19 protein-coding genes are annotated in these 26946 nt (G+C 38.2%); 15 read left to right on the plus strand and 4 right to left on the minus strand.

All coding sequences use genetic code 11. The features are described from left to right. Positions 1-190 precede the first annotated feature (190 nt). The 3 genes from FBB35_RS32525 to FBB35_RS32535 all read left to right on the plus strand — a co-directional run bounded on the left by FBB35_RS32525 (position 191) and on the right by FBB35_RS32535 (position 1865). Entirely contained in the window at positions 191-331 is a 141-nt protein-coding gene (locus tag FBB35_RS32525; protein ID WP_012410890.1) for a hypothetical protein, read from the plus strand. Between the two features lie 7 nt (positions 332-338). After that, positions 339-806 carry a type II 3-dehydroquinate dehydratase gene (gene aroQ / locus FBB35_RS32530; RefSeq protein WP_174713189.1) on the plus strand — a complete coding sequence of 156 codons (468 nt, stop codon included), beginning with the start codon at positions 339-341 and terminating at the stop codon, positions 804-806. 114 nt (positions 807-920) lie between these two features. Continuing rightward, positions 921-1865 carry an ADP-ribosylglycohydrolase family protein gene (locus FBB35_RS32535; RefSeq protein WP_174713191.1) on the plus strand — a complete coding sequence of 315 codons (945 nt, stop codon included), beginning with the start codon at positions 921-923 and terminating at the stop codon, positions 1863-1865. A gap of 676 nt (positions 1866-2541) precedes the next feature. On the opposite strand, the gene FBB35_RS32540 is transcribed toward FBB35_RS32535, so the two are convergent. The 4 genes from FBB35_RS32540 to FBB35_RS32555 form a co-directional block, all read right to left on the minus strand. Continuing rightward, on the minus strand, positions 2542-4866 hold the full coding sequence (locus FBB35_RS32540; RefSeq protein ID WP_254626015.1) for a tetratricopeptide repeat protein: 2325 nt from the start codon (positions 4864-4866) through the stop codon (positions 2542-2544). A gap of 75 nt (positions 4867-4941) precedes the next feature. After that, positions 4942-5382 (minus strand): hypothetical protein, encoded by a 441-nt coding sequence (locus tag FBB35_RS32545; protein ID WP_174713195.1) that lies wholly within the window; start codon positions 5380-5382, stop codon positions 4942-4944. A 292-nt stretch (positions 5383-5674) separates the two neighbouring features. Further along, a complete protein-coding gene (locus FBB35_RS32550) occupies positions 5675-6064 on the minus strand; it encodes an agenet domain-containing protein (RefSeq protein ID WP_174713197.1) in 390 nt (129 codons plus the stop codon). 269 nt (positions 6065-6333) lie between these two features. Further along, a complete protein-coding gene (locus FBB35_RS32555) occupies positions 6334-7287 on the minus strand; it encodes a lysylphosphatidylglycerol synthase domain-containing protein (protein WP_174713199.1) in 954 nt (317 codons plus the stop codon). A 137-nt stretch (positions 7288-7424) separates the two neighbouring features. Between FBB35_RS32555 and FBB35_RS32560 the strand changes: the two genes are divergently transcribed. The 12 genes from FBB35_RS32560 (at position 7425) to FBB35_RS32615 (ending at position 26905) form a co-directional block, all read left to right on the plus strand. Continuing rightward, positions 7425-8390 carry an esterase family protein gene (locus tag FBB35_RS32560; RefSeq protein ID WP_174713201.1) on the plus strand — a complete coding sequence of 322 codons (966 nt, stop codon included), beginning with the start codon at positions 7425-7427 and terminating at the stop codon, positions 8388-8390. A 137-nt stretch (positions 8391-8527) separates the two neighbouring features. Next, complete coding sequence (locus FBB35_RS32565; protein WP_174713204.1) at positions 8528-9436, plus strand: esterase family protein; 909 nt, start codon at positions 8528-8530, stop codon at positions 9434-9436. A 55-nt stretch (positions 9437-9491) separates the two neighbouring features. After that, positions 9492-11162, plus strand: coding sequence for a phosphatidylglycerol lysyltransferase domain-containing protein (locus FBB35_RS32570; RefSeq protein WP_174713207.1), 1671 nt, complete (start codon positions 9492-9494; stop codon positions 11160-11162). Between the two features lie 344 nt (positions 11163-11506). Next, entirely contained in the window at positions 11507-12913 is a 1407-nt protein-coding gene (locus tag FBB35_RS32575; RefSeq protein ID WP_254625760.1) for a hypothetical protein, read from the plus strand. 489 nt (positions 12914-13402) lie between these two features. Beyond that, positions 13403-13678, plus strand: a complete 276-nt coding sequence (locus FBB35_RS32580; RefSeq protein ID WP_096536625.1) for a DUF485 domain-containing protein — start codon at positions 13403-13405, stop codon at positions 13676-13678. A gap of 206 nt (positions 13679-13884) precedes the next feature. Beyond that, positions 13885-15453, plus strand: coding sequence for a sodium/solute symporter (locus tag FBB35_RS32585; RefSeq protein WP_174713210.1), 1569 nt, complete (start codon positions 13885-13887; stop codon positions 15451-15453). 321 nt (positions 15454-15774) lie between these two features. Next, positions 15775-17088 carry an urea ABC transporter substrate-binding protein gene (urtA, locus tag FBB35_RS32590; RefSeq protein ID WP_174713213.1) on the plus strand — a complete coding sequence of 438 codons (1314 nt, stop codon included), beginning with the start codon at positions 15775-15777 and terminating at the stop codon, positions 17086-17088. Positions 17089-17265: 177 nt separating this feature from the next. Beyond that, on the plus strand, positions 17266-18426 hold the full coding sequence (locus FBB35_RS32595) for a branched-chain amino acid ABC transporter permease (RefSeq protein ID WP_174713216.1): 1161 nt from the start codon (positions 17266-17268) through the stop codon (positions 18424-18426). 30 nt (positions 18427-18456) lie between these two features. After that, positions 18457-19575, plus strand: coding sequence for an urea ABC transporter permease subunit UrtC (gene urtC, locus FBB35_RS32600; RefSeq protein ID WP_174713218.1), 1119 nt, complete (start codon positions 18457-18459; stop codon positions 19573-19575). Continuing rightward, a complete protein-coding gene (urtD, locus tag FBB35_RS32605) occupies positions 19550-20296 on the plus strand; it encodes an urea ABC transporter ATP-binding protein UrtD (RefSeq protein ID WP_174713221.1) in 747 nt (248 codons plus the stop codon). The genes urtC and urtD overlap by 26 nt, the downstream gene beginning before the upstream one ends. A 348-nt stretch (positions 20297-20644) precedes the next feature. Beyond that, positions 20645-24592, plus strand: a complete 3948-nt coding sequence (locus FBB35_RS32610) for a hypothetical protein (RefSeq protein ID WP_174713226.1) — start codon at positions 20645-20647, stop codon at positions 24590-24592. Continuing rightward, positions 24593-26905 (plus strand): hypothetical protein, encoded by a 2313-nt coding sequence (locus tag FBB35_RS32615; protein WP_174713230.1) that lies wholly within the window; start codon positions 24593-24595, stop codon positions 26903-26905. It abuts the gene before it with no gap. Positions 26906-26946: the final 41 nt, after the last annotated feature.

The following is a 26946-nucleotide window of genomic DNA, read 5'->3' on the forward strand; positions in this document are numbered from 1 at the left end:
GGTTCTGTAGGTTGCAAGTGTGATACTCTAAAAAGTAAGGGAGAACACAACGCCAAATTTTAGAAGTGGCTTATGTCCCAAATAGGGGATTGTGTCTGTGCCCAGTTGGAAGCCAGAGGTACGACAATGTGCCATCTTCTGTGTACCTGTTAATCAAAATTTGAGGTAGTATCTCAGGAGCATTCAGTTCATGGACTATATAGAAAAGGTGCTGGAAAAGCTTAAGGAATTAGCACGCAGGCTGATTGAAAGCCTATTAGGACCAGAGGCTGAACCGGAACCGGAACTGATTCCGATTCCTGTGAACGATCGCTCGCGTCGTCGCCACTAGAGCCAAAGTGCTGAATTCGACATTACAACCCTTAAGCATTCTGGCACTGCATGGGCCAAACTTGAATTTGCTAGGACAGCGAGAACCAGGAATTTATGGTTCGTTGACACTAGCTGAAATTAACCGCCTGTTAGAAGAAGAAGGATTCAAGTTACAGGCGAAAGTTTTTCCCTTGCAATCAAATCATGAAGGAATTTTAGTAGATACTATTCATGAGGCATTAGGACAACACCAAGGAATTTTGATTAATGCTGGGGCATATACTCACACAAGTGTGGCATTGCGAGATGCGATCGCAGCTGTTAACTTGCCCACAGTCGAAGTACATCTGAGTAACATATACCGCCGGGAAGATTTTCGCCATCATTCGTACATCGCCCCAGTTGCGATCGGGCAAATAAGTGGTTTTGGTGTTCAAAGTTACTTGTTGGGCTTACAAGCTTTGATAAATCATTTAAGAAAAAATGAAACGTAAAGAATGAAAAATAAATCGTTTTTTAGAGTTTAGATTTGGGATTGAATAATTTTATCCCAAATATTAAGTTACGTTGGGAGCGCACCAAAAGTGCGACCCAAAATCTAAAATTCTATGCGTTACTCTCCTATAAGTCGATTTAGAGGTACTTTCCTCGGAGCATTTCTGGGGGAAAATTTAACATCTGATGGTAAAATACAGTCTCAGAGTTACCTAGATTTAGGCAGAATGGCGATTCTGGGTACTGAGAGTTTAATTAACTTGGGTAAATTAGATTTAGATGATTGGATAGCGCGTCAGCAGCAAGAATCTCTTCATTTAGCTGCAACTGATGATATATCGATAAAAATAATTATTGCCACACTACCAGTAGCACTTTTTTTTCACGAAAATCCGATTAAGTTGCGACAAAACTTGCTGCGTGTACTTAAAATCTGGGAGGATGATCCAGTCGTAAGGGATGGAACACTCGCGGTAGCTTATGCGATATCTCTTGCTCTAACTGAAAAGCTCGACCCTCTAACCCTCATCCCACAAACAATTTCTTTTCTTGGTGAAACACCGACATCGATACCAAAAAAATTATTAAAAGTCCAGAGTTTATTAGAGCAAGGGGCGGGATTGTCAAGGGCGCAAGCTGAGTCTGCTAGGGAAGAAAAACTCAGTAACACTATTGCTATGGCATTTTACTGCTTTTTGAGTACTTTAGAAGACTTTCGCCTTGCAGTTTTGCAGGCTATTCACAATGGCAATTCTAAAGTGCAAGATGCTACATCTCTAAGAAGCTCACAGGCTACAGGTGCAATTACTGGTGCTTTATCAGGAGCATATAACGGTATAAGCGGAATTCCGGTAAATTGGCAAGTCTTGCTCTTGCAAAGGAATTCTCCAGCGTGGGGATTAACTAGCTTTTCCCAAATGTTAGAATTGACCGATGCATTTGTGGCGGTGTGGTCAGGAGTGTATGATATTGACCTAAATCCCAGAGAGTTAACACAGGGATGTGAGGAGGTTTTGCTTTCAGTTTACGCAGCTCCCCGCGTTATTCGATCGCGTTAGGGACTTGCAAAAAATAAATTATTCCAAATTATTTATAGATTTGTAGGGGTGCAAGGACTTGCGCCCCTAGGACAGGATATTTTTAACTGGAAGTCCCTAATAGCGATCGCTTATAAATCTACACTTCTTTTCTAGAGCGATGTCTCCGATGGTCACTGAGCTTTGTCGTACTCCTCCGGGGAAGCAAGCTACGTGCAGCGTCTCATTGCGGGCTACGCCTATGCCAGCTTTTGGGTCAATGATATACCAAAATGAATGCGTGAATTACTCAAATGAGTAAGCAAACTGGGGTTTGAGAAAGAAAAAGCTGCTTTTGCTTGCGGAAAACATCAAAATGAGAAAGCAAAGGCTACTTTTGTTTGTGGAAAACACTAAAATGCGAGATTAAAAGCTGCTTTTGAATAAGTAAAAGCTGCTTTTGTTTGTGGAAAACACTAAAATGCGAGATTAAAAGCTGCTTTTAAAGAAGTAAAAGCTACTTTTGTTTGTGGAAAACACTAAAATGCGAAATTAAAAGCTGCTTTTGAGAAAATAAAAGCTGCTTTTAAAGAAGTAATCAGGCATTTTTACTAACTCAATATGAATTTTAGTCTAGGCGATACCTTTCCTTTGGAACGCTCCGCGATCGCTAACGCGCTTTTCAGTTTTATCACGGTATGCTTTGTACAAAACTAGCTTATTCTGGATTTTGGGAAAGGCGATCGCGCAAATCTGCTAAATTTTTACGCACAGTAACAGTATTGGGATGATTTTCCCCTAAGTATCGCTCACAGATATCTAAAGCTTGTTGGTAGAGGGATTTTGCTTCGTTACATCTGTCTTGGTAATCGTAGAGTCTCGCTAAGTTGTTGAGGCTAGCGCCAACATCTGGATGTTCTTCTCCCAGCAACTTACGCCTGAGTGCTAAAGCTTTTTGGTAGAGGGATTCAGCTTCGATGTATCTGCCTTGGGAATCGTAGAGTGACGCTAGGTTATTGAAGCTTTGTGCGACATCTGGATGTTCTTCTCCCAGCAGCTTGCGCCTAAGTTCTAAAGCTTGTTGGTAAAGGGGTTCGGCTTCGGTGTATCTTTCTTGGGATTTGTAGAGTGATGCTAGGTTGTTGAGGCTGCTAGCAACATCTGGATGTTCCTTCTTCAGCAGGTGTCGTGTTAGTTCCAAAGCTTGCAAAAATAAGGGTTCAGCTTCGCTGTATCTTCCTTGGGATTTGTAGAGTAATGCTAAGTTATTCAAGCTATTAGCAACATCTGGATGTTCTTCTCCCCGCAGGCCTAACATTAGTTCTAAAGTCTCCAAATATAGAGGTTCAACTTCGCTGTTTCTTCCTTGGTGAAGGTAAAGATTTGCTAGGTTGGTCAGGCTAGTAGCAAAATATATATGTTTTTCTCCTACTAAGCGTCGCGTTAGTTCCAAAGCTTGTAGTAACAGGGGTTCAGCTTCGCTATATCTTCCTTGACAATTGTAGAGTAATCCTAGATTATTCAAGCTGGTTGCAACATCTAGATGTTCCTCTCCTCGCAAGCGTCGCCATAGTTCTAAAGCTTGCAAAAACAAGGGTTTAGCCTCGCTGTATCTTCCTTGGTAAAGGTAGAGATACGCTAGGTTGTTTAGGCCTATGGCAACATCTAGATGTTCCTCTCCTCCCAGGTGTCGCCATAGTTCTAAAGCTTGTAAAAACAAGGGTTCAGCTTCGCTGTATTTTCCTTGGTAACGGTAGAGATTCGCCAAGTTGTTAAGACTAGTGGCAACATCTGGGTGTGTCTCTCCCAAGCGTTTTTTCGTCACTTCTAGACATTGTTCAAACCAAGGTGCTGACTGATTGTACAGTCCTTGAGCTTCATAAAATCTAGCGTTACAGTCGAATGGCCAAGGTAAATCTTCATCGCTTACGTATTGAATCAGATTATTCGCTACTTCAGCTATATGAGGTATGGCAGGGGAAACGGCAGTGATTTGCTCAAGGGCGGGTGTTTCAGGGATTTCTTTGGCAACTGCTACTATTACTCGGCAAAGGGATCGCTTTAATTCCTCTGCCTGCTCTAAACCTGTAAGCTTATATTGGAAAAATTCCCTTAACAGTGGATGCAGTTGATAGATTCCCTCACCTTTGCGCTGAACTAAATGCAGATTCAACAAGCGATCATCTCTAATTTCTTCTAAATCTTCGGCATCTTCTTCTGGTAAACACTGTTCCACCAACTTCCAAGGTAGAGGTGCAGCAGCAAATAAACTCAATAAACAGCCCAGTTGTTTATCATCGTCCTGTAATTCCTGCCAACTCAACTCAAAGGCTGCTAATACACCTCGTTGTGCTGTCATATCGGCTTCTGGCTTAATAAAGGCGGGTTGTTCTAGTCGCTTTTTCTCCAACCGCCGCAACATTTCTGTTAGAGATAAATCCTGTTTCCGCGCCAGATAGCGCCCCACTAACTCCACACCCAAAGGTAAATATCCCAGCCACTCACACAACTGATTTGCTAAAGCTAATTCTTTTTCAATTCGCCCCGGTGTTTCTTTGAGTAAAGATTTTAATAACTCCAGCGCCGCCTCTGGTTGCAGCACATCTAAAGATAACTTTGCAATGCGTCCCAACTTCTGGCGCGTAGTCATCAACACTTTAAAGCGAGAAGGTAGCGACTGTAAGTAAGGCTTAACTTGCTCATAATCGCTGACATCATCCAGCATTAGCAGCACATCACCTTCACGCCAACGCCTCCAACAATATTGCACTTGCGCGAGTAAATCAAAATCTTCTGGCGGCTTTAAATCAAGCTGCATTCTGGCAAACTGCACAACTTGAATGCCTACATCTCCAGTTTTTGGCAGCAACCAGCAAAGCCCACCGTTATATGTTTCGTGGTGCTGGATTGCATATTGTAAGGCGAGTTCTGTTTTACCAACTCCACCCATCCCAGCGATCGCTGCGATCGCAACTTGTTTATTATCCTGCAAAAGTTGGTGCAGTTTTTGCAATTCTTCTTCACGCCCAACAAATTCCACCACCCCACTCAGGGGCAAATTTTGCGGTATTTCAGTGGAGGGATTTAACTTTGCCCGTTCCCCTTCGGGCGGCTGTAGTCAATCAGGGGAATTCTGATTGTAATTGATAGTAATTGGGCTATTTTCTACGCCTTGAAAGGTGGGAGCTTTACTATCAATGCTTTGAAAACCTTGACCACCGGAAATATTCTGGACATTTTTACCTTGAACCTTGCCAATATTAATTTCTTGGTGAATCTCTTGAGCAAGGCTTTGAACTTCTTCGCCAAATTGGGGGTTAGTGTCCATTTCGACCTGTAGGTAAGCTGCAACAAAGTTTAAATCTTCCTTAGAACCTTGTTCAGCCTTTGTTAAGGCTTCTTGTACTTTCGGTTTCCCCTTGAACTGATCCCAAATTTTTTGGCGTAGCAGTTTCAACTTGTATAAAGTGCTTTCGGTTATCTTCTCTACGGTTTTTTCTATAGCCTTGGTAATGACCAAAGTTGCGATCGCAGCTGCTGTCAGCGATACTGGCTCCATAAGTTTGCCAAAATATAGAGATTTTACTTATGGTTCTCAGTCTAACAGCCTCTAAACACGTAATGCAGAGCAAATAGTCAAATTAGAGCCAAGGTGAATGGAATTTGCGGCTACACAAACTTAGTCCACCTCCGCGGACTAAGGAAAAATTGAGTGAAAGAAACCCACGGAGGTGGGTAAAGTCTCGTTTAGCTGCGGTTTCTAACTGCCCTTTGAAATGCCTTTATAAATATTAAAGGACGACTCCAACAGATGAAATCGTCCCTTCCAAATTATAGAAGTGAAATATTGTCTATCTGCTTACTCTGGAAGGTTCAACCCACTCATCCCAAGAGCTATCGTAACCATCATAAGTAATTTTATAAAGATCGTTACTAACTTCTAAAACCTGCCCTTTATACCATTTCCCCTTCCACAAAATTCTCACTGCATCTCCAACTTCAAATGATGCCCGGAAGCGTTCAGCACCAACCCATTCATTCCAGGAACTATCATAACCTTCATAAGTAATATAGCAATTATCATTATTAACCTTAAGTACCGTTGCTGGATACCATTTTTCCTTCCAAAGAACCTCAGCCTTTTGTCCCACAGAACAGGGTGAAGCAGCTAAAGCACCGGGAATCAATGTTCCTACCCAAGTTGCCATGAATATAGCACCAAACAATACTTTATTTTTCATGATTCTTTCTATCCTCAAACAGTAAAACGGAACTTTGATGATTTATGGAAATCTAATTCAAAACTTCCAACTAACTGTTACTATTGTTATGGAATTAAATTAGCGATCGCCTCAGCAAAAATTATGAATTTTCGCCACTAGTTATGAAGATATCGCATTGAAACTTAATAGCATTTATAAATTTTACTTAGTTGAAAGGCTCAGATCCCCGACTTCTTGAAGAAGTCGGGGATCTAATTAATTATTAGTATTCATACTGAAACTGAATTTTACAGTTTATTGATATTTTTTAAATTCCGGGTTCTAAATCTAATTTCATAAATTCCTAGTAAACCCGATGCTACTAACAAAGGTAAGAAATAATAGACTCCCCGATAAGCTAACATTGAACCCAAAATTGCCGCCGCCGAAACTTTGGATGAGAGAATCAGCAAAATTATAGTTTCAAATACACCCAAACCACCGGGGACATTACTAACAACTCCTGCAAACATCGCTAGTAAGTAGATACCCAAAAAGTCTAGATAGGACAAAGATATATTAGTGGGAAGCACAGCATAAAGAATTGCTGCTGCCAAAATCCAATCAAGACCAGAAATTGCTATTTGAACAAGGGATATCTTAAAATCAGGAAATCGAAATTCTTGCCCACGAATTATTAACGGTTGTCTAATAAAAATACTTCCTAGCAAATAACCAGCGACCAATAGCAGAAAAATCACGCCGATGGGACGCACAGTCGCAAAAGGTAAATGTAGTTGAGTAGGAATTTTGAGGGGATTAATGAGGAATAAGCAACCTGCAACGGCAAACATCCCCAACCAAAAAGTAAAATTGGCGAAAGCGATTACTTGCGCGATCGCAACGGCTGACACTCCCCAACTAGCATAAAATCGATAACGGATAGCACTACCAGTCAGTAAGGCAAAACCAATGGTATTACTAAACGCAGAGCTAATAAAGCTGGTTAAAGCAATTTTGTTCCAGTTTAGGGAACGATTAATGTAACTAAAACCCAAAATATCATACCCAATCATCACTAGATAGCCCAAAACCGTTAGCCAAATTGCCCAGCTTAAGCGGCTTTTGGGGATAGCAGCTAGAGAGTTGAGGATGTCACGATAATTATACTCATGCAGTTCGTTAGCGATCGCCCACAGGGAAAGCACCAGCAACGACAAGCCAAACAGTGTGCTGAAATTCAGTTGCAGTTTTTTAAGCATCGTGAAAAAACTTATCCTAACTCTTGACTTTTAACTTACAACAAGTCGCAAAGTTTCCATCCTGTTGACACAACATTGACAACTTACTTGCTTACACTTAATGGTTGCCAGCATAGACTGTCCAATGCCTTTCAAAGATGAACTACAAACAACCAAAAATTCTTTTGCTAGTTTCAGTATTAACCCTAGTTAGCTGTAATTTATCCCAAAATGTCGTAGCAAAACCACCTCTACAGCAGGATTTAAAAACAACTCCTTCCGTTCTTCCAACCAAGTCTAATACTGGCGACTCAGCTACTCACTTAACCTACAAAATTGCAACCTACGATAGTCAATTAATGGGTGCAAATCGCACTTACGGCGTTTCTTTACCCCCTGGCTATGAACAAAACCCAAAACAAAGATATCCTGTAATCTTTCTCCTCCACGGCGGACATGGTAATCCCAGTGATTGGTTTATTCAAGGCAAGGGACAAGCTCTCAAGACTGTGGAACAACTTTATGCTACAGGTAAGTTGCCACCTAGCATCATTATCACACCAGATGGCAACGACAAACGAGGCTCTAGTCCCTACCGAGATCCCGAATATATTGATGGCCCTAACGGTAAAGTCTCCACAGCCGTGGGTGATGAGTTAGTAAAAGTCGTGCAAAGCCGTTATCGGACACTAACTAATCCAGATTTTTGGGCAATAGGTGGTTTATCTTCTGGTGCTTGGGGTGCAATGAATGTAGGGTTACACAATCTGAATCATTTCTCAATTTTATTTAGTCATAGTGGTTATTTTAAAGATAAAAGCGGCCCAACCAATAGCCCGATAATTTATATCAAAGGCATTTCCATACCAGCTAAAAAAAGATTGCGAATTTACCTAGATTCAGGCAAAGCAGATATTGAAGAAATCGATGAAGCGAAAAACTTTTCTCAAGTACTAAATAACCTAAAAATTTATAATTTATTCCGTAAATTTCCTGGCAGCCATACTTGGCAATACTGGCGGGAACATTTAGCCGATTCTTTGACATTTGTGGGCGAACAATTTAAATCTGCCGAAATGGCAAGTATGGCTCGTAATGTGGGTGTTAATAATGAAAATCCTTAGCGATCGCCAGTAGAAATAATACTATTTTGCAAACCCGGTGATATTTAAATAATCAATGTGGACAAATCTGCTGCCATTCTTCAGCAGATTTACTATAGTAGTTTTTAACGGAGGTGATGTTTTTAACACTAAAAAATATGAAAATTTATAAATTGTTAATTAGTTTGCTAGGAGCGATCGCACTCCTAACTACTGCTGGTTATTATTATGTATTTATCTTAGGTGCGCCGCAACTAGACCCACCCCAAAAAGTCGCAAATACTGGGCTAAAGTTTCAATTAGCCACCTTCAACTCCCAAGCGATGGGTGCAGTCCGCAACTATGGTGTGATTTTGCCTCCTGATTATGATAAAAATCGGCAAAAGCACTACCCGGTGATATTCTTATTGCACGGTGGTCATGATGATGCTCGTGCTTATGCTGACAAGTATGCAGTCTTAGATGTACTTCATCAACTTTATCAAAATGGAAAATTACCGCCATCAATTGTAATTACACCTGATGGTAATGATAATCGTGGTTCCAATCCTTTATATGACCCCGATTACTTTGATGGGCCGAATGGTAAAATAGGGACTTTAATTGGTTCTGAGTTAGTGCAAGTTATCAAGTCTCGCTACCGCACTTTAGAAGAACCCCAGTTTTGGGCGCTAGGAGGTCTGTCTTCTGGGGGATGGGGGGCATTTAATATCGGGTTACGCTATCTTAACAACTTCCACATTCTGTTTAGCCATAGCGGTTACTTTACCGATAATAGCGGTTCACAAAATAGTCCCCAACAAATCGTGCAGCAGCTACCGCCTGAAGATAGGAAGCAATTGCATATTTACTTGGATGCCGGTTTGAACGATACTAATTTATTGGCTTCTACCAAAGCCTTTAGCGAAACCTTAAATCAATTAGGTATTGCTCACGTATTTTATGCGTTTCCAGGAGGTCATGGTTTGTCTGGTGCTAATGTAGGCTGGAACTATTTCCACAAGCACCTTAAAGATTCGCTCTCCTATGTAGGGGAACAGTTTAAAAAATCAGAAGTTAAAAATTAGGAGTTAAGAGTTTTAACGCCAAAAAAAATGACTAATGATTAATAACTAATAACTAATGAATAATAATTTAAAAATTCAGATTGGACTTTGGAGTGCAGCTTTCCTTACTGGTTTAGTGGGAGTAGTAAATTTGTTATCAGCCGTGACACCTAACCTGTATGGACGGAATCACTGGTTGAAAGAATTTTTACCATTTGAAATTCGTGCCACGGGTCATATATTTGCAGCGCTGACTGGGTTTGTTTTACTTGCACTTGCTACTAACTTATTACGCCGAAAAAGAATCGCCTGGTTATTAACTATTGCTTTACTAGTAATTTCCATTTTCAGCCATTTACTCAAGGGATTGGACTATGAAGAAAGTCTCCTCTCTGGAGTTTTACTGGTGCAATTAATCTTGATGCGCCATTTTTTTACGGCACAATCAGACCGTCCTTCGATTGCGCGGGGAGTTAGAGTACTGATAGGTGCTTTATTATTTACCCTGGCATACGGAACTATTGGATTTTACTTATTAGACGGCAAATTTTCAGAAAATTTTAATTGGCGAGAAGCTTTAGTTCAGACTTTAGCGATGTTCTTCACTGAGGATAATTGGGGATTACAACCAAAGAGCCGATTTGGAGAATTTTTTGCTAATTCTATCTATATTATTGCCGCAGTTACTATTACCTATGCAATAGTAATGTTATTGCAACCTGTGTTTTGGCGTAATCTAGCAACGCCAAAAGAGCGCCAAAGAGCTAAAGAAATTGTCGAGCAATATGGGCGTTCTTCTTTAGCAGCGATCGCACTCTTAAATGACAAGAGTTATTATTTTAGCCCTACTGGTAATAGTGTAATAGCTTATGTTCCCAAAGGCAGGGGTGCGATCGCATTAGGAGATCCCATTGGCCCCATTGAAGACCGCCAAGAGACAATTGTTGCTTTCTGGCAGTTTTGCCAGCGCAATGACTGGTATCCAGGCTTTTACCAAACTTTGCCCGATGACGTTGAGCTTTACAAATCATTGGGATTTAAGGTACTCAAAATTGGAGAAGAAGCGATCGTTGACCTAAAAAGTTTTACATTACAAGGTAAAGCTGGTAAAAACTTTAGACCATCAATCAGTCGTTTAACTAAACTAGGATACCGAATCGAGTTTTACCAACCACCCATTGCTGATACTTTGTTGCACCTCCTCAAACCTGTGAGTGATGAATGGCTAAAGATGGTACAAGGTTCGGAAAAACAATTTTCTTTGGGCTGGTTTGACGAAGCTTATCTGCGAGAGTGCGAGATTGCTGTGGTGCATACTCCCGAAGGTAACATCAGCGCCTTTGCCAACATTCTCCGGGAGTACCAACTTAATGAAGCAACTATTGACATGATGCGACATCGCTCATCTCTTGAGAATGGGACGATGGACTTTCTATTTATTTCTCTGCTTCAGCATTTTAAAGAGGGTGGTTACGACAGCTTTAATTTCGGTCTTTCTGCCCTGGCGGGAGTTGGAGACAACCCAGAATCACGCCGCTTAGAGAGAGTCTTGCACTATCTTTACGAGCATTTGAATCGCTTCTACAACTTCAAGGGGCTGCACGCCTACAAAGACAAGTTCCGCCCCAGTTGGGAACCGCGTTATTTAGTTTACCCCAGTTTAGCTGCCTTACCAGATGTAGTTGTAGCATTGATTCGCGCAGATTCAGGCGATCGCCTTTTTGATTATTTTAAACCCGGAGCCTAAAAACATCTATTCTGGCATTAACCCCATAACACCTCATTCTAAGGCGATATTTACGATCGACTCGCCTACACAAATTGACATTTTTATGATACAATTGTACTATAAAAGCATGAATATCTCGTGAGTATGTAACGCTAAGTCTGACAGGAAATGTCCAAAGTTTGTCATAACTGAATCCCCATAGTAGTTAGTACACTGAGGCCAAAATTTCCCTTACCTTGAACGAGGGGCAAAATCTCCTTGTCTTTATTTGGCATCAATTTATTTTGTGTTTGTCCTTGAAGTTTTCACGGTTGGAAGAACTTATTAGAAACCGTGGCTTTAACAGACTTATTGACCTTTAGATGGAAGGTGAAAATATGAGGAATAATCAAATTTCTCTGCCAGAACTCATCAAATTTTTTGCAGAATATCGCAACAATATCATCATTAATATTAAGCACCTGCAAGAAAATTATCAAAGAACAGGTATCAAGCGCGTTAAAGGTGTGAGAGACGAAAAAGGGGAACTTTTACAACCTTGGTTGCAAACAGAATATATAGATAATGCTGAGTATGCTGGTATGGGCGAGTTTCAATTTAACCGCAATACCGCTACTATCAATATGCTTATCAAGCGGAAAGTCAAACTTACCAAATCTGAAGATAAAACCCCTACTCTTGAGGTAGCAGGTTTGCTAGTAAATGACCTCAATAGCTTTAATAACTACACGATTGTAAGTGACGGTAAAATAAATATAAAGTCTTTACAAGTCAAAATTAGTAGTAAAAAAGCTTTTGATTGGCTCAAAGAAAAGTGTGTGTTAGATGCAGAAGATTTTGACTTTCATGCTGAATATACCATCCAGCTAGATAACTTACCGCTTGTCGCTGCGAATAGTCATTACAGTAGTATTGATGGACTATTCAATCAACTTGCAGAACTTAAAGTACTTAGTAGTATTATTTCTGCTTACTTGAAAAAGGAGTCAGAGATATTTATAGCGCCACAGTTAGATGAGTTTAAAAAGCACTATCTATCTAAAAATACTTACATCAATTTCCCTACAACTAATGAATACACTAATATCCACGAAGCTTTAGTTAATGGTACTCTTGATTCCAGATTGAGTTATAAAATCGATATCGGCAGTCAAGATATTCTCAACTTGAGTAAGTTCCCTTCGGCTAATAAATTTCTGAATAGAATGTATCGTCTTTATGATAAAGACAGTGGAGAAATTATCATAAAGCCGAATTGTGAGATGGTATTTAATGAAAATCTCGCTGTTAGGCATCGGTTACTGTCATCACGTACCAAGATTACGAAAGTTGACGAATTTATGAAACCTATTTTCGATGATTTTCTTGGGCTTGAGCAAAATGGCGTAGTTGTAGATATTTTGAAGAAAGTTGATGCTGATATTTTGGCGCAGTTATTTCAGGATAGACAAACTGGTAAGCAAATCAGCAAACAAGAAATGGTTGCAGCTTTGAGCGCAGCGAATACCAAGCTAGAGAAATATGTAGAAAATATCTACCAAGATAAGATTTCTCCTTTGGTATTTTACATTGGTTGTACTGGATTATTGCCAGATCAAATAAAAGCAAAACCCATGACTGCTGAAGAAGCTGCTGCTAAATATCCAAATTTGCAGTTTTTTAAAAATGAGCAAGAAGGCACTTTTTTTGCAGTTGGCGATAATATTATCAGCATCTATGCTAAGACTGAATATTACAGCAAACTTATTTCTGTCGGTATAGATAATTAGGTTGCATATACAAATCAAATCAGATTGGTATATGCAAGTATTAGAACCCCGACTTCTTTGAGAAGTTGGGGTTCTTGTCTCTCATGGATGATTCAGGATTAAACTAAAAACATCTAATTTGCATAATCCAATTAAATATAACTCTTGTGGGGTGAACATCCTGCCCGCCCAGTATATGCAAGTTTATTTGTGGAACAGCTTACTATAAGAATTACATGGATTATTTTGGTGATGACCATCTACGTAACAAAATACAAGTAGTATAAATTTTATCAAAATAACATAATCAGGCGGGCAAGATGCCCAACTTACAAGATATTGAGAAAATTTTAATCTGCAAATTAGATGTGTTTTAGCTTACATCACGTTGCAAAGTTAATTTTATTACCTGCAATAGCAATAGATTTACTAATAATCTTTAAGAAAATTATGCATATATCAACTTCAATGAGACAATCTGACCTAATCTTCTCAACCTAAAGGAAGACAATGAACGATCGCACAAAGGCTCTCCAGGCTCTCGCGGCTGAACGTTGGCGAGTATCCCTGATTCTCAGTGGAGCCATGATGTTTATTTACTTTGGCTTTATCTTACTAATCGCATTCAATAAGCCTCTATTGGGGTCATTAGTAGTTCCTGGCCTAAGCCTGGGAATTTTATTAGGGGCACTGGTAATTGTCTCAGCATGGGTATTAATTTTTATCTACGTGCGTTGGGCAAATAGCAGTTACGACGATCAAATCGCCAGGCTGACACGCAAGTGAAAATTGGGAATGGGGAATTGGGAATGGAGAATTGGGCATTGGAGACAAGGAAGAGGGGGGAGACAAGGGAGAAGCTTGAATAATTCTTCCCTTGTCCTCCCTGTCTCCCTGCTCCCTTCCCCCTGCCCCTCTGCCTCTTGTGCCCAATGCCCAGTAGCTATTAGCAATTTCTAGTCCAAAATCCAAAATTACTAAACCAAAAAAGCATGAATAGTGTGTGGTTGGATCTGCCATTAGCGGCGGATATTACCAGTCTGGGTAAATTTAACCCGTTAGCGATCGCTTTCTTCTTTCTGTTTGTTGTCAGTTCTTTAGGCATTACCTTTTGGGCGGCAAAGCTTACCAAAAATACCGCCCACTTCTATACAGCTGGCGGCAAAATCAGCGGTTTCCAAAATGGGCTAGCCCTAGCAGGAGACTTTATGAGTGCAGCAAGCTTTTTAGGTATCGCTGGACTGGTTGCACTCAACGGCTTTGACGGCTTAATTTATTCTATTGGCTTCCTGGTGGGCTGGCCGATTGTGATGTTTTTGATTGCGGAACCACTACGTAACTTAGGCAAATACACCTTTGCCGATGTAGTGGCTTATCGCTTACAACAAAAACCAGTCCGCATCGCATCTGCCATTGGAACGCTGGCAGTGATTAGCTTTTACTTAATTGCCCAGATGGTAGGGGCTGGGGAGCTGATTAAACTGCTGTTTGGCTTTGATTATGAATTAGCCGTGGTCATCGTTGGTTGTGTGATGATGGCCTATGTGATTTTTGGTGGGATGATTGCCACCACTTGGGTGCAAATTATTAAAGCAGTTCTGTTGCTCGGCGGAACCATCTTGCTAGCTATTTTGGTATTGGCACGATTTGGTTTTAACCCACTTGCTCTTTTCGCTGCGGCCGCAGATAAATATACAGGTGTATTAGCTCCAGGTAAACAGGTTTCCGATCCCTTTGATGCCATCTCCTTGGGAATGTCGTTGATGTTCGGCACTGCCGGATTACCCCACATCCTGATGCGTTTTTACACAGTACCAGACGCTAAAGCAGCACGGCTTTCTGTTACTTACGCTACAGCTATTATTGGCGTTTTTTATCTCCTTACCTTCATCCTGGGCTTTGGAGCGATGGTGCTAGTAGGGCAAGATGCCATCAAGCAAATTGGGACTGGTGGTAACATGGCTGCACCGATGTTGGCAGAATTTCTCGGTGGTGATGCTTTCTTAGGCTTTATTTCTGCTGTTTCCTTTGCAACGATTTTGGCGGTTGTAGCGGGTTTGACACTTTCAGGAGCGGCTGCACTGTCTCATGATTTGTGGGTGAACGTGGTGCGATCGGGTCATGCTGACGAGTCAGAACAACTAAAGGTAGCTCGCGGTGCGACAATGATGTTGGGGTTAGTGGCGATATTTCTAGGTATTTTGTTTAAAGGGCAAAACGTCGCTTATATGGTAGGTTTAGCATTTGCGATCGCAGCTAGTGCCAACTTCCCAGCGTTGTTACTATCAATGCTTTGGCGACGCTTTACCACTAGCGGGGCAGTTGCAAGTATGTTAGTCGGTACTTTCTCCTCGTTACTGCTGATTTATTTATCACCTACTATTCAGGTGACAATTCTCAAGCACGCTTCTGCACCTTTCCCACTGAAAAATCCGGGATTAGTTACTATTCCCCTAGCGTTTATTGTGGCGATTGTTGTTTCACTATTGACTACTGAACAGCAGGCACAGGAAAAATTTGCGGAAGTTGAGGATCGCATCCACATTGGTTCTGGTATGTGATTTTGTCACGTTGCCAATTTTGTCATTAGACTTCTTGCAGAAGTGGGGAAAGGGGAAGGGGTAAAAGGGTAAGGGATGAAATTTCCCCTTACCCTTTTATCTTTCCCCGACATCTTGGCATTTGTTGCTTTTGCAAGATGTCTATTGTTCATTACAAATATTAATATTGCAAAGTTATTTTTTTGTAACAAAAATCAGGCATTTGGTATCCGAGATAACTTTTTACTAGTAAACTATCGCACTATCATCACACTTTAAAGTTTGATATTGTCAGCTTTCTATTAAGTTAGTTGATTCATCAAGAGGAAAATTCATAAAGATATGAGAAGACAATTTAACAGACGTAAGTTTTTGATCTACGGTTCTCTAACTTTCGGAAGCAGCTTTTTTATCAAAGCTTGTGCGAATAATTCCCCAACCACTACAGAGACAGTTGCACCTCCTACTGCAACTCCTGCTGCTGCTACTGCTGGTAACACCATCAAAGTAGGTATTTTGCACTCTCTGAGTGGTACGATGTCTATTAGTGAAAAAAGTGTTGTTGATGCTGAAAAATTAGCAATCAAAGAAATTAATGCTGCTGGTGGTGTTTTAGGTAAACAAATTGAAGCAATTACCGAAGATGGTGCTTCTAACTGGGATACTTTTAGAGAAAAGGCAACTAAGCTAATCGATCAAGATAAAGTTGCTGTAGTTTTTGGTTGTTGGACTTCTGCTAGCCGTAAGAATGTCAAGCCAGTATTCGAAAGCAAAAATCACATGCTCTGGTATCCTGTGCAGTATGAAGGGCAAGAGTGTTCTAAAAATATTTTCTACACTGGTGCAGCACCAAATCAACAAATTGAACCATCTGTTGATTGGTTGTTAAAAAATAAGGGTAAAGAATTCTTTTTAGTTGGCTCTGACTATGTTTTTCCCCGCACTGCTAACACAATTATTAAAGCCCAATTAGAAGCTTTAGGCGGAAAAACAGTTGGTGAAGATTATTTACCTCTTGGCAATACAGAAGTTACGCCTATCATTACGAAAATAAAACAAAATTTGCCCAATGGTGGCGTGATTTATAACACCCTGAATGGTGATAGTAATGTCGCTTTTTTCAAACAATTAAAAGGGGCTGGATTGACACCAGATAAATATCCCTCTATGTCTGTCAGTATTGCTGAAGAAGAAGTCAAAGCAATTGGTGTAGAGTATCTCAAAGGTCATTACGCAGCTTGGAACTATTTCCAAACAGTAGATACGCCTGCTAACAAAAAGTTTGTTGCCGCTTTCAAGAAAGAGTATGGTGAAAATCGCGTGACAAATGACCCTATGGAAGCATCATATATTGCAGTGTATTTGTGGAAGCAAGCAGTAGAAAAAGCTGGGACTACAGACATAGCTAAAGTCAGCGCTGCGGCTTATGGGCAAACTCTAGATGCGCCTGAAGGTAAAGTGACAATGGATGCCAATCATCACATCTCCAAAATTGTGCGGATTGGTCAAGTTAGACAAGATGGTTTGTTTGATATTGTCTATGCTACTCCTGCACCAGTTGAGCCAGTTCCTTGGAATCAATTTGTCAAAGAGACTAAAGGGTTTGCTTGTGATTGGACTGACCCAGCGAAGGGTGGTAAATACAAGAAAGTTTAAATAATTCGTAATTAATTACCGATTACTAACTCTCAGAAATAGTAGGGTGTGTTATGGCTTTAGCCTAACGCACCATTCTTAGGTAAGGGTGTGTTATTTGCTGATATCATAATCTCGAAATGCGCGCGTAACGCACCATAAGATTATTCTAAATAATGCTGATATTTAGGGGAAAAAGTGCTAACAGGTTTTTTAGAAGCTGTATTTAATGGCATTAGTATTGGTGCTGTATTATTAATTGCTGCATTGGGATTAGCCATTATTTTTGGATTGATGGGTGTCATCAATATGGCACATGGTGAGTTGATGATGTTTGGGGCTTATACAACATTTGTTGTGCAAAATGTCTGTAAGCAATTGGGTGGAGTGTGGTTTGAAGTCTATATATTTTTGGCTTTGATTATCGCTTTTATTTTCACGGCTGCTGTGGGATTAATTCTAGAAAAAGGCGTGATTCGTTATCTCTATGGAAGACCATTAGAAACTCTCTTGGCAACTTGGGGAGTAAGTTTGATTTTTCAACAGTTTGTTCGCAGTGTAAATTGGGTATTGATAATTGGTATTGCCATATTTTCTCTGTTATTTTTTGGAGGTTTATGGATTTTAAATTCCCGCACTGATTTGGGAAGGGTTCGTAACTGGATTGTAACGGTGATATTTTTATTATCGTTGGGTGTAACAATAGCAACGGGCAATTTATTGAGTCAAACTTATCAGTTAACAGTGACTCAACCTTGGTTTGGCGCTCAAAATGTGGATGTAACAGCACCTACTTGGTTACAAGCGGGGATATCTTTGGGTGGTGTGCAATTGCCCTTTGCTAGGTTATTTATTATCGCTTTAACGATAGTTTGTGTAGCAGGAATTTATTTATTTTTACAACGTTCTAGCTGGGGTTTAAGAATTCGGGCTGTGACGCAAAACCGGAGTATGAGTGCTTGTTTGGGTATCCCAACTGAAAAGGTTGATGCGATTACTTTTGCACTGGGTTCGGGTTTAGCTGGTGTGGCTGGATGTGCGATTAGTTTACTCGGTTCTGTAGGGCCAAATACGGGACAAAATTATATTATTGATACTTTTATGGTGGTTGTGGTTGGGGGTGTGGGGAATTTAGCCGGGACGATTGTGGCGGCTTTGGGTATTGGGACGGCTAATTTTTTAATTGGTTCTGGGACTCTGGCTTTGTTGTTTACTCCTGTAAAGCCTTTGGCTGATTTGTTTACTTTTTTTGCCACGACGAGTATGGCTAAGGTGATGGTGTTTGCGCTGATTATTGTGTTTTTACAGTGGAAGCCTGGGGGGATTTTTCCGCAGAAGGGACGTACTGTTGATGTTTAACGAACCGCAGAGACGCAGAGGACGCAGAGAATGAGGAAGAGGGGAGGAAGATTATTAATTGAGGTGGGAGTGGTGGTTGCGATCGCACTCTTCTTTATAATTGTTATGCCACTGGTGCTTTCGGAGTTTCGCTTGAATTTGTTGGGGCGATTTTTGTCACTGGCGATTGTGGCTTTGGGTATCGATTTGATTTGGGGGTATACTGGTTTATTGAGTTTGGGACATGGTATCTTCTTTGGTTTGGGTGGATATGCGATCGCAATGTACCTAAAACTCCAAGTCCCGACTGGAGAATTGCCTGATTTCATGGGACTTTATGGAGTTACGGAACTTCCCGCTTTTTGGCAACCTTTTTATTCATTTCCTTTGACAATAGCTTTTGTAGTACTAATTCCAGGGTTATTGGCGGGATTGTTAGGATATTTGGTTTTCCGAAATCGCCTCAAGGGAGTTTATTTCTCTATCTTGACCCAAGCCGGAACTATTGTATTTTTCAACTTCTTTAACGGTCAACAACAATTTTTCAACGGTACGAACGGACTGATAGATTTTACAACTTTGTTTGGGGCAACGGTGAGCGATGCTAAAACACAGTTTGTTTTCTACACCCTAACGGTAGTGTTTCTCGCAGCTACTTACGGGATTTGTCGCTGGTTGACAACTGGACGCTTTGGGAGATTGTTGATAGCGATTCGTGATGATGAAAGTCGGGTAAGATTTTCTGGCTATGACCCTACAGATTTTAAAGTGTTGGTGTTTGCAGTTTCAGGTGCGATCGCAGGCATAGCAGGAGCATTTTACACCATTCAAAGTGGGTCTGTATCACCTAGAGCAATGGATATTGCTTTTTCGATTGAAATGGTGATTTGGGTAGCTGTAGGGGGACGTGCTACTTTAATTGGCGCAATTGTCGGAACTTTGTTAGTCAATTATGCCCGCACTTTTTTAAGCGAACAATTTGCCGAAATCTGGCTATTTTTCCAAGGCGCACTATTTTTGATAGTCGTCACAGTGCTTCCTGACGGTATCGTGGGATGGTTGCGTAGCCAGAATATTCCTCTTTTCAACCGCCGTCAACAAATTTCTACATATCCCACCTTGGAAGAAGACCCTGAAGTGCAACATGAACGCGAAAATATTGGAAACTGAAAACGTAACTGTTAGTTTTGACGGTTTTAAAGCTTTAAACCAGCTTAACTTTAGTATGGATGTGGGTGAATTACGAGTAGTAATTGGCCCCAATGGTGCAGGAAAAACAACGTTTCTAGATGTGATTACCGGGAAAGTTCAGCCAACTGTTGGGCGAGTTTTATTTAAAGGAAGAAATCTGCGTTCTTTACCTGAATATAAAATTGCGCGATTGGGAATTGGACGCAAGTTTCAAACACCTCGAATTTACCTGAATCTAACGCCCCGTGAGAATTTAGAAATTACCATCAACAAGAAGAAAAATGTTTTTTCTACTTTGTTTGAAAGTTCTAATACTGTTGAAAAAAATAACATTAAAGGATTATTAGAAACCATCGGCTTAACGCCAAAGGCAGATATCAAAGCAGCTTTACTTTCTCATGGAGAAAAGCAACGTTTAGAAATTGGGATGTTAGTAGCACAGTCACCTGATTTGTTACTTGTTGATGAACCAGTTGCGGGTTTAACAGATGAAGAAACATACAACATTGGTGAATTACTGTTAGCACTAGCTCAGAGTCATTCAATTTTAGTAATTGAACATGATATGGAATTTGTGCGTCAAATTGCTAAGAAAGTAACAGTGTTACATGAAGGTTCGGTGCTGTGTGAGGGAAGCTTTGAGGAAGTCCAAAATGACTCTCGTGTGATTGAGGTTTATTTGGGGAAACAAGAGGAGTAATTCTTACCTCATGCAGATTAATCTATCATGCTATCCCTTCGTTAGCTTAATCAATACCGTAATTAAGTAATGCCGAAATTTTCTGTCTTGTTTCCTTAGAAGGAAACTGTGTACTGAAAAATTTTGTATATTGCCTAAAAAGAGATGTTCTGAGTCATTTTTCTATAGATTTATAAAAATTTAGATAAATATACGGTAATTGGCTGGTATATTTTGAACACAAAAAGTTTTATATATTATGCCGACTTTGCCCTAATAACATAGATTTAAAATGCCTTGGGCTAAAAATTTTTCAGTTAACTAGACTCAGGTGTTATGTATTTATCATAAATAAGGTAATAGCAATTAATGCAAAAGCAAAAAGGCTCTCCTAATCGTCAGTTAGAATCTGCTCACTCCAAAATTCTAAATTCCTATCTGACAACAATTGAAGATAGTTTTCGAGAAAACCTTTCCCAACTCAAACTTATCAATTATGGTACAGGCTCAGGAAAAACTCACCAATTATTTCAAGCAATAAATACAACTATTCAGAAATATACAAATATTCAAATAATCGGCATATATATTGCCCCATTAAGAGAACATTTATATGTTCCAACATCAATTAGAAGCCAGTATCCAGATATTTCCGTCTATAAACTAAATTCATTAGAAATGAAAACGACGGATGAATATATCAAATTCTACAAAGAAGGTATATTTTCAATCATTAAAAACCAAGAGTTTTGGCAGATTGTGTCAAAAAAATATCCTCGTGAAAAGATTCAGGAAAATCAACAAAAACTTAAAACAGTAGAAAATGTTATACGCCGTCTTGAGTATATCAAAACAGCAAGTTTTGGAGATGATGAATTTAAGAAGTCTGAAACTACGAAAGCAAGAAGAGAACTGAATAAGTTAGTTGAAAGTTTTTTGGAATTTCTCATTAAATGTGAATTGGGGCAAGAAAATTGGCCAATTGAATGTTTAAAATTGATAGAAATATTTTTTCCCCTCCATCTTCTGCGAGATAAATCTGGCATTTTGATGCTTACGTATGATAAATTCGAAACATCTATACCGTACTTTATTCATACTGATGAAAAATGGGTAAAGAAAAGCAATTATCTTGATCAATACGTTATTCAGCACACAAATAACTCAAAAAAGTTTATCCTTGCCTTTGATGAGCAGGAAGATGGCTATCAAATTATGCTAGATAAAAAGATTGATATCATCTCCCCTCAAAAACTGGCAATTAATAATGCATTATCATCTATCAATAGGGAATTTTCTATTCTCTTTTCTACTCATAACAATGAAAACAGAGAACTTTTAAATTTTGCTGAAAAGAATAAGGGAGTTTTTAACGAATTCCAAGAACACTTTGAGAAAGACAAATCTATCGACCCAAAGCTGCAAAAGTTCGCTCACATATATAAACGACTTATCTATGAAGAAGGTAACTCTATCAATTTTTTAGAACAGGTAGTAACGATTAAAAAAAGGCTTGAAGAATCAATTAAAGAAATTTTTGGGATTCTCGATGATTACGATCGAGAAAATCCTATTATATTGAGTTTTGAAATGTTATCTAGAGTTTTTTCAAAATTTGAGAATAATAGAAGTTTACTGATTCCTCAAAAGCTTTACAACAAAATCAGTGATGATTTAATGAATATTTTTTCATACAATAACCTATACATCTACAATATCGAACCTTTGAAACAATTGTTTTTAAACAGACCTTCAGGTGGTCATGTTCACATTACTGATGAGGAAGTTTTAGATAAAACCTCTGTAGCAGAATTAATTTATGCCATTCTAGCTGTTAGGTTAGTAATCGAAACCATCAAAGATTTTTTGTCTAATGTTTTGGATGCTGAAGATTCTCAATCTCGTTCTTTAGATATTTGGTCAAAACAGATAGCTAGAGTACAAAAAGCAAGTGAAGAAAGTCTATCGCAAAATCAACTGCTCAAATATTTAAATCGTACTTATGTTTATGAAAGCTCTAAGTCTATCATAAATATCAAAGAAATTTCTCGATATCAAAATCCTAAAAATAATCTTATCGACCATCCACTTAGGGAGATTTCTATTGGTAGTACTGTTATATTAACTTCGCCTGAATGCAAGCTAAATTCCATACTAAGTAATAACAGTAATGTGGTTTTTTTGATCTCAGCTACAGGAGGAATTTTTGGTGATTTAAGTACAAGTTATGATCTGCGTTATTTAGAAGATAATTTACGTAATGAGTCTGGTCAAAGTTCATTTAAGGCAATGGTTGAGGAAGAACTTTTGCTTTGTGAAAAAATCAGAAACCAGCGTGAAGCAAAGCGACAGATAACAGTAAATTTTTTCAAGGATAATTTGTCCTCTTTTCCAAATAATAAAACTCAAGAAATTAGGGAACGATTTGAAAAACGTATTTTAAAAGATTTTATAGGAGATTTGAAGAATGATGGGACTTGGTTGAGTAGTTATAAAATACAAGAACTAAACAATTTTATTCATTTCTTATTTTATCTTTTTGAAGATGACTCAATTCAAGAAACAATTGCTTTTACTCAAACACTAAGCTGGATTAAAAAATTGACCCATTATTGGGGAACCCTTCATCATGATAACTTTGTATTTGAGGCATCATTGGATCATCCAAACATATATTATGTCAAGGTTAAACATAAAAAATATCAGAGTGATATTCGTATTAAAATTATTTTATACGAAGCGTCTTTCAATAGCCTTTACAACGATCAAACAGCTAAAAAAACATATTTAGATGAGCTTGTTGAAGAAAACGGCCAGAAAATTTTCTTTATATCGGCTTATCAGTCAGCTTCAAAAGGATTAAATCCTATCATAAAAAATCACAACGGTGATGAAAAAGATTTTGACTCTTTGGTTTTGTTGATGGATAGTTACTACACAATAATGAAACCGTCACTTAAGGAGTCACAAAACTCCGAAAAATCTACTACACTTTATCATTTTGCATTAATGAAAAGTATTGTAAGTTTGGGTGAATCTAATCTAGAAATCAAAGATTTCAATAAATACTTGAGCCGACCCGAAGCTGGAGCATTCCGAGATCAGCAGCACCAAATTTTACTAGGAAAACAAGTTTTACAAGCTATTGGTAGAGCGGAGAGACGTGATTTTCCAAACCAAATGATAAAAATTTTTATTAATGAAGAAACCCGAAAAAACTTAGTCAATTTTTACAGATATCTGGAGCGGGAAGAGTTAAATGAAATTCGTAAATTTTCCGTTAATAACCACAAAGTTTACTTAAATGTTCAACAGGAGGAGAAGAAACAAGCGATTCATGATTATGAAGATCATGTATATGATGAGATTGATGCTTATCAATATTTCCAAAGTTTTAGAGAAAAAATGTTGGATAAAATTGATAATTTGCATCGGGACAAAAATGCCTTTGCTATTACAAAAGCCTGGGATGCTTTACGTGAGCCAATTGTTTTTAAAAACCCAAACATGTATCTGAAAAAATTACAAGATTCAGGCCTATTTACTGATAATTTTATTGAGTCGTTATTCTATCAAAAACCGGAACATTTGGAATTTACGCCCTATTTAGCTTCAGTGGAAGAGGACGGTAAAAAGTTTCGGGTTATCAGCGATAGCATCAATGGAGAAAAAATCTATCCTTATGAGAAGCGGTTATATCCTGAATATTTGAAAACGAATGCCCAAGGCTACGATTTGGAAGGCAATGAAATTAAATCGTTAGATATCTCGACTGATTTAATCTACAGATTATACAACGATTTGATTCCACAACCAGAAATTTTTAAAATATATATTCCGCGCCCACATTTCTTTTATGATGTATTATATCCATCACTGACTGAAAATTTTACAGAACGCTGGATTCAAGATGTAGTTTTCAAATCCAAAGATTGGAAAGCCATAAAACTTAGCTATGGTTTTGAGCCATTGCTAGATTTCAAAAAATATAACAAACTGTATGAACGGTTTGATTTGTACTATATCAAGGATAATACGCTATTTTGTATTGATGTTAAGGCATGGAGTACAGTTTCGGGAAATCGCCTTTCACAAAAGACGCTAGAAAAAGCTCAAAATAAGCTAAATAACATTCTTTCAGACTATCCAGAATTTAGTGCAGTAAAAGGTTTACTTCTAAATTTGCACGCAACTCAAGAAAAAAATCACCAATATTCACCAACATTATTCTCTGGAAATTTGATTTACTTTGATAACCACAATTTACCAGTTGAATCAACTATACTCAGAGATTTTTTGTTTTACAAGGAGAGATAAATGAAAGATAAAATGACTAAAGCATTATCAGATAAGTCACGAACAAACCAGCTACAAATATTAGATACACCAGAAGAAGTTGCTGAAAAAATCTTCCTATATCTCTTTAAGAAAAACAAAGGAATTGAGCATTTTCCTCTTCAATATCAGCTACCCGAAGATGAATCCTCCGAAGATGATGATTCGCGATCTAATTTTTATAAAAAACGGCATAAATTTATTAAACATGAAATTGAAAATCGGCTTTATGGACATGGACTAAAGCCAAATAAATTAGATATTCAATACTTTCTTTCCTATGCTGATGGACAAAATAATGTGTTCTTTCTATCGCCTAATAAAAATCATTCTGGATGGAAACAACTATTTAACAATAATCGAGAAAGAATTTTAAATTTAGTTTTTAAATCTTATCTTCTTTCTCAAGACTTATGCATTGATACCTTGAATGGTTTTGAGGAGTTACTCTTGCTACATTCTAAAAATCTAACCAAATCAAAAGATGCTCTTTTGGTGTGGGGACAGAGTTTATTAATAAAATATAATTATCATAATGTACTAACATTAAATTTATCTAGAAAAAGCCAAAGATTCTTACCAAAAGATAAATATACCACTATAGATAGTGAGGATCTAGAGGAGTTGTTGGTCTATCAAAAGAAGAAATACTATTTTGAACGTAAGCGCGATGCTCGCCGCCAGAATTCTATTTATTTTATGCAATTTCCTCAAGACAGCAAAGATTATGACAAGTTCAAAAAGACTCAGCTTTATCATTACCAAAACCTCATCACAAAACTTGAGGGTTTTTTAACTGATTGTGGTATTCTTTTTAAACCTCTTCATTTTCAGACCGATCACTATTTAGAAAACTCTTTTATCAAAAATGTAGAATCGGTAGAATCATTAGAAATTATTAACAATACTGGCGTTAATCTCAATGAATATAACCAACAATTTCTGAACTTGTTTTTGAAGCAACATGGAGTATCTTTTGTCACCTTTTACAATTGTGGTAAGACTATTAGTACTTATGAACAAGTAGAAGTTGAAGGTGAAGACGAACCTTGCTGGAGAATTTCTGAAGTTGTTACCTGGTCAAATGTTGAATTGGATAAGGGAAAAAACTATTTAGTTTTAAATAAGCTTTTGGAGGAAGAAGCCGGTTCAATGGCTTATCGGAGAGATGATGGTTTGTGGTATCCATCGACAAAAATAAATAATAGAGAAGAAGTGGATTTTTATTCACAGTTCAAGAGAAGATTTAACTATTTAGAAACAGGAGACTTTTTTAGCATACAGGGTATAAATGTACCAGAATTTAGGGCTGTCAGAGATTTAAATTCAAAAGCTTGGTCAGTTCTCAATTATACAGATAAAAAAATTAATCTAGATATTCTGCGCCTGGATACCCAGGCTTTCACAAAAGGGGAATTCTTGGATGTAGACGATTCCATTTCCTTCTATCTAAGCAGGCAAGAAGATAGTAAACAATGGGAAGATTTCTGCGATAAATACAAGATAAAGATTTCACCTGAATTTCAGAAGGTCTTAATCGAACTAGGAATTAAGAACTGGATTAGGCAAAGTCTTGTAAATCCTAGCTTTAGGTTGCCTATAACTCTTCAATCATTTACTGAAAAAGAATTTTTTACTATTTATGTACGCAGTCCGAAAAGCGAAGAGACTAAAGCAGTTGCTATAAAATTTCTTTATAAAGATGGTTGTATATATATTAAAGATGTAATACGTGATATACAAGAGATTAAAAGAAGATTTCGATTTTTAAGACAAAAAAATAACTCAGAAAAGTTAATTGACGATCAACAATATTTTGTAGATGAATCTGAACAGTTATATATTAGTTGTTATATAAATGATTCTTATACACCAATTCTAATTGGACGGAACGGTATTATTGAAGATATTGAAAATGATGCACTAGAAGTGAATCGACAAATTGAAGGTAAAAATAGTCCTAGATTATTACCTTTAGTGTCGTACTATAACGTTGATATTAAACCCATTAACCGAATCCAAAATATGATATGTTTGGATTTGCAGAATGAAGCATTTCTTCAATATTATATTCCACCTGCAAAAAGCATCGGTAGGAATATTAAAAGAGGGTTTAGAGTTTATCATCTGATTGGAAAAACGTATTCAAAAAACTCAATTACGACATCTGAAATTATTGATCATCCCATTACAAGTTTACATTTGAGTACATTAACTCAAAATGTTTTAAAGATCAGTAATAATAGTCAATCGTCTTTGCTACAAAAAGTGGCAAAGGTATTAATTGAAAATTGAGAAATAGATTGACAAAACTTTTGCTGTTTTTGTGGTTATGA

This window comes from Nostoc sp. TCL240-02 (genome assembly GCF_013343235.1).
GTDB lineage: Bacteria > Cyanobacteriota > Cyanobacteriia > Cyanobacteriales > Nostocaceae > Nostoc.

Coding starts and splice junctions, on each gene's coding strand:
- FBB35_RS32525 (WP_012410890.1), top strand. CDS start 191: ATGGACTATATAGAAAAGGTGCTGGAAAAGCTTAAGGAATTAGCACGC.
- FBB35_RS32535 (WP_174713191.1), top strand. CDS start 921: ATGCGTTACTCTCCTATAAGTCGATTTAGAGGTACTTTCCTCGGAGCA.
- FBB35_RS32545 (WP_174713195.1), bottom strand. CDS start 5,382: ATGGAGCCAGTATCGCTGACAGCAGCTGCGATCGCAACTTTGGTCATT.
- FBB35_RS32550 (WP_174713197.1), bottom strand. CDS start 6,064: ATGAAAAATAAAGTATTGTTTGGTGCTATATTCATGGCAACTTGGGTA.
- FBB35_RS32555 (WP_174713199.1), bottom strand. CDS start 7,287: ATGCTTAAAAAACTGCAACTGAATTTCAGCACACTGTTTGGCTTGTCG.
- FBB35_RS32560 (WP_174713201.1), top strand. CDS start 7,425: ATGAACTACAAACAACCAAAAATTCTTTTGCTAGTTTCAGTATTAACC.
- FBB35_RS32565 (WP_174713204.1), top strand. CDS start 8,528: ATGAAAATTTATAAATTGTTAATTAGTTTGCTAGGAGCGATCGCACTC.
- FBB35_RS32570 (WP_174713207.1), top strand. CDS start 9,492: ATGAATAATAATTTAAAAATTCAGATTGGACTTTGGAGTGCAGCTTTC.
- FBB35_RS32575 (WP_254625760.1), top strand. CDS start 11,507: ATGGAAGGTGAAAATATGAGGAATAATCAAATTTCTCTGCCAGAACTC.
- FBB35_RS32580 (WP_096536625.1), top strand. CDS start 13,403: ATGAACGATCGCACAAAGGCTCTCCAGGCTCTCGCGGCTGAACGTTGG.
- FBB35_RS32585 (WP_174713210.1), top strand. CDS start 13,885: ATGAATAGTGTGTGGTTGGATCTGCCATTAGCGGCGGATATTACCAGT.
- urtA (WP_174713213.1), top strand. CDS start 15,775: ATGAGAAGACAATTTAACAGACGTAAGTTTTTGATCTACGGTTCTCTA.
- urtC (WP_174713218.1), top strand. CDS start 18,457: ATGAGGAAGAGGGGAGGAAGATTATTAATTGAGGTGGGAGTGGTGGTT.
- urtD (WP_174713221.1), top strand. CDS start 19,550: ATGAACGCGAAAATATTGGAAACTGAAAACGTAACTGTTAGTTTTGAC.
- FBB35_RS32610 (WP_174713226.1), top strand. CDS start 20,645: ATGCAAAAGCAAAAAGGCTCTCCTAATCGTCAGTTAGAATCTGCTCAC.
- FBB35_RS32615 (WP_174713230.1), top strand. CDS start 24,593: ATGAAAGATAAAATGACTAAAGCATTATCAGATAAGTCACGAACAAAC.